The 9,987-nt window shown below is 47.6% G+C and carries 8 protein-coding genes and 3 pseudogenes; 3 read left to right on the top strand and 8 right to left on the bottom strand.

Annotated elements, in window-relative coordinates; translation table 11 throughout:
• The 8 genes and pseudogenes from Q0537_RS08580 to mscL form a co-directional block, all read right to left on the bottom strand.
• A partial coding sequence (locus Q0537_RS08580) for a hypothetical protein (RefSeq protein ID WP_299227143.1) occupies positions 1-482 on the bottom strand: 482 nt, incomplete at its 3' end.
• Between the two features lie 641 nt (positions 483-1,123).
• A pseudogene (gene priA / locus Q0537_RS10440) lies at positions 1,124-2,452 on the bottom strand (primosomal protein N'); the annotation flags it as partial.
• Positions 2,453-3,142: 690 nt separating this feature from the next.
• Positions 3,143-3,394: pseudogene (locus Q0537_RS10435) on the bottom strand (primosomal protein N'); the annotation flags it as partial.
• A 4-nt stretch (positions 3,395-3,398) separates the two neighbouring features.
• On the bottom strand, positions 3,399-3,881 hold the full coding sequence (locus Q0537_RS08570; RefSeq protein WP_299227136.1) for a prepilin-type N-terminal cleavage/methylation domain-containing protein: 483 nt from the start codon (positions 3,879-3,881) through the stop codon (positions 3,399-3,401).
• Positions 3,882-3,963: 82 nt separating this feature from the next.
• Positions 3,964-5,034 carry an archaetidylserine decarboxylase gene (asd, locus tag Q0537_RS08565; protein WP_299227133.1) on the bottom strand — a complete coding sequence of 357 codons (1,071 nt, stop codon included), beginning with the start codon at positions 5,032-5,034 and terminating at the stop codon, positions 3,964-3,966.
• Positions 5,035-6,162, bottom strand: a complete 1,128-nt coding sequence (locus tag Q0537_RS08560; RefSeq protein ID WP_299227130.1) for a metallophosphoesterase — start codon at positions 6,160-6,162, stop codon at positions 5,035-5,037.
• A gap of 3 nt (positions 6,163-6,165) precedes the next feature.
• Complete coding sequence (locus Q0537_RS08555) at positions 6,166-6,804, bottom strand: Crp/Fnr family transcriptional regulator (protein ID WP_299227127.1); 639 nt, start codon at positions 6,802-6,804, stop codon at positions 6,166-6,168.
• A 9-nt stretch (positions 6,805-6,813) separates the two neighbouring features.
• The gene (gene mscL, locus Q0537_RS08550; protein WP_297897758.1) at positions 6,814-7,218 is read right to left on the bottom strand and encodes a large-conductance mechanosensitive channel protein MscL; all 405 of its coding nucleotides are present in this window, start codon (positions 7,216-7,218) and stop codon (positions 6,814-6,816) included.
• 114 nt (positions 7,219-7,332) lie between these two features.
• Between mscL and gltX the strand changes: the two genes are divergently transcribed.
• The 3 genes and pseudogenes from gltX to Q0537_RS08535 form a co-directional block, all read left to right on the top strand.
• Complete coding sequence (gene gltX, locus Q0537_RS08545; protein ID WP_299227123.1) at positions 7,333-8,649, top strand: glutamate--tRNA ligase; 1,317 nt, start codon at positions 7,333-7,335, stop codon at positions 8,647-8,649.
• Positions 8,636-8,932, top strand: a complete 297-nt coding sequence (locus Q0537_RS08540; RefSeq protein WP_299227120.1) for a YggT family protein — start codon at positions 8,636-8,638, stop codon at positions 8,930-8,932. Before gltX ends, Q0537_RS08540 begins: the two co-directional genes overlap by 14 nt.
• Positions 8,929-9,987, top strand: a pseudogene (locus Q0537_RS08535) (lytic transglycosylase domain-containing protein); the annotation flags it as partial. The gene Q0537_RS08540 and the pseudogene Q0537_RS08535, both read left to right, overlap by 4 nt.

Genomic DNA, 9,987 nt, shown 5'->3' with positions numbered 1-9,987 from the left:
AAAAATTTCACAATTTCGCCCTTTTTATAATACGCGACGGTAGAGTTCGTCATCACGAAATATGCTTCGCCCTCGCGCCTAGCCGCCTCTATGAGCGGCAAGGGCACTAGGATAAACATTCGCAATACGCCTAGCTCTGGCGGCCCCACCACGATGATGGCAAAAAACAAAAATATTAAAAATACGCAGCACATCGCAGGGAATTGATATTTAACGTAATCGCGATATAGATGATCCGTGATGATTAATGGGGCTCTGTCATAATCTATGATTATGGTATTATCCTTACTCGAAAGGCTCGCGTCCTTGTCGGTATATGTTTCTGCGCTATCATCCGCAAGCTCCAAGCGGCCTAGCTTTAAATTTGGTTTTAAATTTAGATCGCAAGCATCAGGATTGTCACTATCTGTCTGCGATCCGCAAGACGCCTTCGCGCGCCTTCTGCGCAAGGCCTCTCTTAGCTCATCTAAATTATCGCTCAAATCGTCTCCTTAAATTTTGCCCGAAATTTTGCCACTCTTTTTTAGCCCGTTCCGCAAACAAACGCTGCAAAAAAGCGTCCGCAATGAATAAAATTTCGCTCGAATTTTAAAAGCTCCGTCTAGCCGAAGTTTACGGGATCCATATCGATTTCGACGGGCAGATGCTCAAGCGCGCGCGCGGCGTTGATTAGCGGCACGTGCGAGCTAGCGCGCAGCAGAATTTCAAAGCGAAATTTCGACGCGATATAGGCGATGCCCGCCTTGCCGTAGCCGATGATCTCAAAGCTCTCGCTCGTCTTCTCTTTCAAATACTGCACGGAATTTTCGGCAGTATTTTCGGCCGCTAAATTTATAAAATTTTGCGCGATCTCGTTTCTTTCAGGCTTTAAATTTACGCTACCTGCGCCTGCGTCGCAAGCTGAAATTTGCGCGGCATTTTTTAAATTTGAAACGTTTTGGCGGTTTAAATTTACATCGCCCCCACACAGATCCGAGCTTTGAAATTTAAAATTTGATATTTGCTTGCCGCTCTGCTGCGCAGAATTTTCTAAATTTAAAGCGCTTAAATTTGCTCTCCTAGCGTCTAGCCCGTCACGCGATGCAAACGCGCTGTCTCCCGCCTGTTTGCGGCGCAAAAGCTCAAGCGCCACGTTCATTATCTCGCTCGCCGCGTTTTCGTTTTTATGCGAGATCAGCACGCGCAAAAGCCGCATATACGGCGGATAGAGCCCCTCGCGAAACTCCGCCTCGTCGCGCAAAAAATCATCGTAGTTTTCGATATAATCCCTAAAAAAGCCACTCTGGCGCGTCTGTATGACGACCCTGCCCTGCCCCGAGCGACCCGCGCGGCCAGCCACCTGCATCGCAAGCGCCAGCGTCTTTTCGCGCGCCCTAAAATCGGGATAGCTCAGATGTTCGTCGATCCCCATTATCACCGCAAGATCCACGCCATGGTAATCGTGCCCCTTGCTAAGCATCTGCGTGCCTACCAGAATGTCGATTTTATGGGCGTTGAAGTTATTTAGCAGCGCCTCAAGCTTGCGCTGCGTGGTAATCTCATCGCGATCAAATTTCGCGATGCGGGCGCTTGGGAAACGCGCCGCAAGCTGTGCCGCAAGCTCGCCGGTACCGATCTTGCGCGCCTGCATCACCTCGCCGCCGCAGTTTTCGCAAGACGCCCTGTAAAACGTGCTAAAGCCGCAGTAATGGCACTTTAGCGCCGCAGCGTCCGCGTGATAGCTCATCCCGACGGCGCAAAACGGGCAGCGCACGATCTGCCCGCAGTTTTCGCAGACCATATATTTGTAGTTCGCGCGCGTCGGCAAAAACAGGACCGCCTGCTTGCCCGCTTCGAGGCTACGCCCAATCTCGGTTAAAATTTTGGAGCTCAGCGCCGTCTCGCCCTCGTCGAAAATGAAGCGCTTGGCACTGCTAAAATAGGTGCCGCGCAGACGGAAGTGCGGCTGCTTCGCGTAGGTGCTAAGCGCGGGCGTCGCAGAGCCCAAAACCACGCGGATGCCAAGCTTCTTGCCGACGAAAATCGCGGCATCGCGGGCATTTAGGCGAGGCGCGGCGGCGGATTTGTAGCTGTCGTCGTGCTCCTCGTCCACGACGATGAGCCCCAGATCGCTAAAAGGCAAAAACAGCGCCGAGCGAGCGCCCGCGATGAGCCGAATCTCGCCTGCGTTAAATTTCTCTAAAATTTCGCGCTTTTTTTTGGGCGAAATTTTAGAGTGCCATACGCCGAGCCGCTCGCCGAAATAGCTCTGTAGCCGCTTCGTCATCTGCGGCGTTAGCGAAATCTCGGGCATCAAAAACAGCGCCTGCTTGCCTGCAGCGAGCGCCTGCGCGATCAGCGCGATATAAATTTCGCTCTTGCCGCTGCCCGTATCGCCGAAAATCAGCGATGTCTCATTGGCTTCGGCAAATTTACGCGCTTGCTCCTGCGCGGGGGTAAGGTTTGGAATTTTACCTATTTGAAGCGGAGATAGCGACGGCGAGATGGAGCTTTGCGCGGTAGCGTCTAAATTTTGAATTAGGACGGAATTTTGCGCTGAAGTAGAATTTTGAATCGAAACGGAATTCTCTCCATCGGCAAAATCCCACTCTTGGATAGAATTTTGCGCGATGGCGAAATTTTGTTTATGCGCCGAACCCGGCGCAGCGGCAAAATTTATGGCGGTCTTCATGGCGGCGGAATTTTGATCTGATGTGAAATTCTGCACTGAAGCGGAATTTTGCCCGTCGTCAAACACCTGGATAGAGTTGGCGGTAGAATTTAACGCCAAATTTTGCGAGATAATATCTTGCGCCTGCTTCAAATTTTGCTTTTGCATGGAATTTGGCGCGATGACGGAATTTATGACAGTAACAGAATTTTCTGCGGTAGTAGAATTCCTCCTCAATTCAGAATTTTGAATTGAGGCGGAATTTTGTGTGGCATTAAAATTCCCATCGAGCGTAGAATTTTGTGTGGTGATGGAATTCTGCTCGGAAATAAAATTTTGTTCGCGGGTAGAAGCTTGTTTGCAAGCGGAGACCAACTCACCAACGGGAATTTGCTCGCAAGCGCAATTCCGCTCGGTCATAGGATCCTCCTGCAAATTCCGCAAATCCTGCGTCGTATCGCTCGCAGGCTCAAAAATCCCGAAAGCAACGCCCTTTTCGCAAACATAATAGTGTGCTATAAAATTTGCAAGTGCGATCTGAAACGGGCTAAATTTAAGCTGCGAAATCTCTAAAATTTCCTTGGTTTTGAAGTTTGGCTTTGCAACCTCGCGCAGAACCACGGCGGATTTGACGCTCGATTTTACGGGAACGGATACTATTTGATAAGATGGAATTTTAAAATTTGAACTATAAGTAAGCGGCTTTAGGCTGGCGCCCAAAACCGCAACTTCATAATAGAGCATTTAGCTATTGAGCTAAGGATTGACAAAGAGGCTGTTGATGATTGCAGTCGAACGAACCGACATTAGCCGTTGAGCCCGCAGGTCTAGAATCAGCAGTCGGATAGTAGTTAAAAGTAGTTGATTGACCGGCAACGGTAGCTGTATATGTGGATGTCGCATTAGCATTACCGTTTGCAACTAAGCTCCAGCCGTTTCTGCCACCAGCTTTCATTGGATAGATGGGCTGCTGCAAAACACCTTCAAAAAGCGTGCCGGCTACATCCGGATTAGCTTCTAGACCAGGCCACGTAGTCACGCCCCTCATCATATTCTCGCTTCTAACTAGCGAAAGCCCGCTTCTAATAGCAGCGATGTCTCCGCGCATCTTAGCGATCGTAGCATCATCGCGCGTAGCGGCTAATCTAGGCACCGCAATGCCCGCCAAAATACCTAAAACGACGATGACGAAAACAAGCTCTATCATCGTAAAAGCTTTTAAATTTTTCATGTTAAATCCTTTGATTTAAAGTGAGATGATTATAGCCAAATTTAAATAAAATTAATTTTAGTTAAAGAAAAAATCCTGCATTTTAAATGGAATTTTGTGAAATTTCATTAAATTCTGCGATTTTTTGTCCGAATTTTACGGATGTATCAGCCGAGATTTCAAATTTCAAAAACTCGTTTTGCGCTACGAGCACGATCGTTGAGCCCAGCTCAAAATTTCCCAAATGATCGCCCTTTTTAAAGTTTAAATTTTCATATTCGTAAAGCGCCTCAGCTCTACTTGCGCATGCATTCGTTTGTATTCGCGCATCGAAATCAAATCTCATCTTACCTACGTTTAAAGCACCCACGAAGACCATCCACAAAATCCCGCCATTTCGCATTTTGCACTTTAAAATCACGCGCTCGTTTTTAGCGTAGAGGTTTGGAATTTTAAGTAAAAATTTCTTCGCCACGCTGTAAAGATCAGCAGGTATGTAAAGCGCCTGCAGCACGCTCAGGTCGCACGGCGCGTGATAATGATGATAATCGCGCGGGCTTAGATAGATGTTTGTGTAGCTTAAATTTACGCTCTTTGTATTTTCGCCGCCTTGGGCGTCCTCTGCGCTCGTTTCGAGGCTCGCGCTATTTTCATCTCTGTAAATTTCAGCTCGCACGCCGCTCGCGGAATAAGTTGCGCCGTTTTCATCGCCCATAATTTTTACTTGCACGGCGCGAAATTTCATCCCTGCGCCAGCATCTTTTGCGCATCCGGTTCCAACCTCGCCGCTCCCGTTCGTAGCAACCGCCCCGCCATCTAAATTTTTAACCGCTCCGCCGCTTTCGCTTGCCGCAAACGTGCGCCCCAGCAGCTCGCTAAGGCTATATTTGCAGCCTTTTACGCTAAAAGCTCGCAGATCGGCGCAGGTCCCACTCTCAAAGATCACGCCGTCGCTAGGGCTTATAAAAGCTCGCTCGTCTGCCGCTATCTCGCGCGGACGTAGCAAGCGGCGAGTAAAAAGCGCGTTTAGGCTCGCGTAGCTTTGCGGCGGATCAAATTCGCTCATATCAATTTTGAAAAATTCCACATATTTGCGGTTGATAAAATTTTGTATAAATTTAGGGAATTTCAACGCGGCGATAACCCCAAAAATCCTCGAAATAAAACTTCTCATCTATGCCTTTCTAAGCTTAAGCAGCGCGATCTCGGCATCCGCAAAGACCCTTATCGGAGGGCCCCAAAACCCTACGCCGCTGCTTACGTAAATTTGCTTCAGCCCGTCGTTATACAGCCCGTAAAGATACTTCTGGCTAAGTAGCACCAAAAGCGTCCACGGAAAAATTTGCCCCGCGTGCGTATGTCCGCAGATACACAGATCGACCTCGTCGCGCACGAAGTCCACGACGTATTTGGGCTGATGCGCGAGTAAAATTTTAGGCTTATCGGGATCCGCCTGCGCTAACGCAGCACTTAGATCGGGCTGCATGTATCCGAAGCGAAAGCCGCTAAGATCGTGCACGCCCATTAAATTTAGCCCCTCAAATTCCACGCTTTCGTTTTGCAGCACCCGCACGCCCGCTTTTTGCATTGCCGCGATAAGCCCGCTTGCGTCGCCGCGGTAATACTCGTGGTTGCCCGTGACGAAAAAGATGGGTTTTTTGATCGCCTCAAGAGGCTGCAAAATATCCCCGAGCTCATCCGAGCGCAGATCAAACATATCGCCCACGATCAACAGCGCGTCGTAATTTAGCGAGTTTATCTGCGCTACGACGCCTTGCAAAAACTCCTTTTTCAAAAACTCGCCCAGATGCACGTCCGAGATGACGGCAAAACTTAGCTCGCGAGCTAAGTTTTTGATTTTTATTTCGCGCTCGGTGATTTTTGGAATTTTTAGTGCATTATAAAGCCCCTTAAAAATATAGCTAAACGCCATTATCACAAAGGTTACGTCGATGAAGGTTTTTAAAAATTTTCGCCTGTTTTCGCTAAATTTAATCACATGCGCAGCGGCACTTAGCACATCGTAAGCAAGGCAGATAAAAAAGAGCGAAAAGGACGCTGCCATGCAAAATACGCATAGCTTATAAAGCAGCTCGTTTTTAAAGCTTCCATTAAGCCCAAAACCCGCAAAAAATATTGCATCTAAAATTGCTAAAGATACGCAAAGTAAGCTCAAGACAGGGCGAAAGATCACAAAATTTTTATATGGTGTAAAGCGCGCGCTGATCGATCTGTAGACGTAAAGATTAAAAAACAGAAATAAAACCGTGCCGACGATCGGGAAAATATAGGCGCTTTTCAAACTCTAGCCTTGGATATACTCGTCCAGCTTATCTTTATCAAAGCCCGTGATTTCTTGCTTATCGTCTAAAATTAGCGCGCCGCTCTTTTTAAATTTAGTGATGGTGCGCGAAAATGTTTCGGGGGTAACATTTAGAATTTTGGCTATTCTAGTGTATTTTGTGCTCATAAAAATATCGAAATTCTCGTTGATAAACTTAGCGATCTTGCCGTCGCAGCTAAGCACGACTTGATTATCAAAGACCGCATTTAGCGCTCGGATCTTCTCAGACATCGATTTTAAAAGCTCCAGGCAAATCTTTGGATCGCTCATAAACTCGTTTTTAAATTTTTCATAATCGATCTTTAGCACCTCGCCGTTTGTTGAAAACACGCCGCTTGCAGGATAGCTCGTCTCTTCGAAATTTACCATCTCCGCCACGAGCGAGATGGGGCGGATCTCGCGCATATGGATCTCACGCCCCTTTGCGGAGGTTTTATAGATTTTTAAAATTCCTTTTAGCAGGATCAATAGATACTGCGAGCGCTCGCCCTCGAAAAATAAGATTTCGCCCTTTTTGTAGCTTTTGTGGATGCTAATCTGCCCCAAACGATCGATTTGCACTGCGCTTAGAGCTTTAAAATAAGGAATTCTCTCAAGCATCGCCGTAACCTATTTTTTAAGCAGGTCTCTTATCTCGGTAAGAAGTTTAATCTCTTCGCTAGGCTCGGCAGGTGCGGCAGGCTCCGGCGCAGGCTCGGCAGGCTTTTTAAGCTTATTGATCGCCTTGATCGCGCAGAATATACAAAACGCGATGATTATAAAATCGACCGTTACCTGGATAAACGAGCCGTAGTTTATCGTAACGGCCGGGGTCTGCCCTACCGCTTCTTTTAGCACGATCTTAAGATCTGTAAAATTCATGCCTCCCGTAAGAAGTCCTAAAACTGGCATCATGATGTCGCTTACTAGCGAGGTTACGATCTTGCCGAAAGCCCCGCCGATAACGACGCCCACCGCCATATCGATGACGTTTCCTTTCATCGCGAATTCTTTGAATTCCTGAATGAAACTCATATTGTCTCCTTAAATAAAATGCGCCGATATTAGCCTATTTTTGCTTTGTTTTTGCTTTTTATTAGGAAGTAAAAAGTATAATCCCAGCTTAAATTTAAACCCAAAGGACCTAAATTGTATCGCTTCGCTCCGTCGCCCACCGGCGATATGCATATCGGAAATTTACGCGCGGCTATTTTTAACTACATCTGCTCGCTGCAAGATAAAAGCGGCTTTATTTTACGCATCGAGGATACCGACACTGCGCGCAATATCGAAGGCAAAGACCAAGAGATCATCGAAATTTTAAAGCGCTTCGGCATCTCGTGGCAGAGCCTGTATTATCAAAGTAAAAATTTAAAATTTCATCAGCAGTTCGCAGCCAAGCTGCTCTCCGAGAAAAAGGCGTTTTGCTGTTTTTGCAGCGAGGAGGAGCTTGAGGCGAAAAAGCAAGCCGCCAAAGACGCAGGTGAGGCGTATCGTTACGACGGACGCTGCGAGTATTTAAGCGACGAAGAGGTACTAAACTGCGACAAGCCCTTTACCATCCGCCTTAAAAAGCCCGATCACGCGCTGGAATTTACCGACGCGATCAAGGGCCGTATCGCATTTGAGCCGCAGAATATCGACAGCTTCGTCATCATGCGCGCGGACAAAACGCCAACTTATAACTTCGCCTGCGCCTGCGACGATATGATGCAGGGCGTGAGCTTCGTAATCCGCGGCGAGGATCACGTTTCAAACACGCCAAAGCAAAACTGGATCCGCGAGAGCCTTGGTTACGAGGGTGAGATCAAATACGCACACCTACCGATCATATTAAATTCCCAAGGCAAAAAGATGAGCAAGCGCGAAGCTAGCTCCTCGGTAAAATGGCTGCTTCAAAGCGGCTACCTGCCCGAGGCGATCGCGAATTATCTGATCCTACTGGGCAACAAAACGCCGCGCGAGGTCTTTAGCATGGATGAGGCGGTGGAGTTTTTCGATATCGCTAAAATTTCAAAAAGCCCGGCGAAATTTGACGAGGATAAACTAGCCTTTATAAACCGCGAGCATATCAAAAGAGCGAGCGAGCAGCGCCTGGCTGAGCTTTTTGAGCTTGAGCCGAAATTTGCGCCTTTGATAAAATTTTACACTCAAGAAGCGAGCCTAATCCCGCAGATTAAAGAGAAGATCGCAGCGATCTACGGCGCGAAAGATATCCCGCAGGAGTGGGCGGCGCAGGCGCAGGCGCTGCGAGAAGCGATCTTAAATTTATTAAGCTCAAACGGCGCTCCAATGGAATTTAATGATTTCAAAGCGGCGCTTTCGCAGGCTACAAATTTAAAGGGCAAGAGCCTGTTTATGCCGCTTAGATTTTTACTAACCGGCGCGCCTCATGGACCGGAGCTTAGCGAGCTGTATCCGCTGATCCGCGCTGATTTAAAGGAGATACTTGATGCTACTAAATAGCGTATTTTACGGCATTTTAGTGAGTATTCACTACGTGATTCAAGCTTATATGATGCTAATTTTCGTCGCCTGCGTTTTGAGCTTCATCCGCCTAAATCCGTTCAGTAAATTTTATAAAATCTTCCGCGCGATCTCTGCGCTTACGGAGCCCGTGTTCGCGCTGGTGCGCCGCTATCTGCCTACGACTTTCGGCGGGTTTGATCTTTCGCCGCTTCTTATCCTGCTCGTGCTTAACTTCTTTGATAGTGCGATAATCTATATCATCAATAGGACGGTCATTTGAAAATATTTCTGAAATTTAGCCTTGTTTTAGGACTGCTGTGCGCCGCAAGTAGCGGTAAAATTTTAAGCTACGAACAGATCAAAGACGAGCCAAAATCGCTAGCCAAGGACTATTACATCTATCGCCTAATAGATGAGACGAAATACAACAAAGCGGAGATTAAAATTTTAAAACAAAGTATCTTTCGCTACAAAGGCAAGCTAAAAGATAAGCTAGATAGAATTTTCGGCGCCATTCGCCCTCCTAAGCGTCCGGATCGCTGCGCAGGAGTAACGGCAGCAAATATTTTAGATGCAAATTTAACCTGCAAAAAGGCGCGCTCCTATCCAAATTTTATCGCCAAGCTAAGCCCGTCGGTGCGCGAGACGCTCGCTTCGCAGCTTGAAAAGCACCAAGACGCGGCTTCGCGAAATGCCGTAAATTTATTGCGCGGATTTAATGACAAAAATCCAAGTGAGTATTTTATGCAGAGCCGCAACGCGCAAAACTACTTTTTATATTACGACTACTTAAAAGGCGCGGGCAAAGACGCTCTGATCGACATCGACGCCGACGCAGCCTTCGTAAGCGAACTAGCTTCACAAAAAGGCTTCAAAGCGGTTCTTAACGATGCGCTAATCAACCGCAAATACCCGCACTTGCGCCGCTCGCTCACGGGCGTCGATCCGCTAACCGTGGAGAAGGACGTAGCGTTTATGCTCGGCGTAAATGCCGTCATGCAGGACGACGAAGGGGCTGCGCTTGCGTTTTTTAACCGCGCGGCGGCGAGCTTTGAGAAACCTCACGACGTGCACAATGCGAAATTTTGGATCTACCTGCTAAACGGAGACCAAAATGTCTTGCGCCAGCTTGCTAGCAGCGATTATTACAGCCTCTACGCGCTTTATGCCAAGGAGGTCTTAGGAGATAAGAATTTAAACATCATCATCCCAAATCCCGCTAAAAATTCCATCGAGGGCTACGATATCACCGATCCTTTCGCTTGGGTTCGCACGAAAAATAGCGCCGATAGGATGTCTCGCGAGCAGCTTTTGGAATTTGCCAAAAAATTCGAC

The sequence above is a fragment of the uncultured Campylobacter sp. genome (assembly GCF_938017775.1).
Classification (GTDB): Bacteria; Campylobacterota; Campylobacteria; order Campylobacterales; family Campylobacteraceae; genus Campylobacter_B.
The sequence above is the reverse complement of the archived record's forward strand: the minus strand, read 5'-3'. Positions and strand labels throughout refer to the sequence as shown.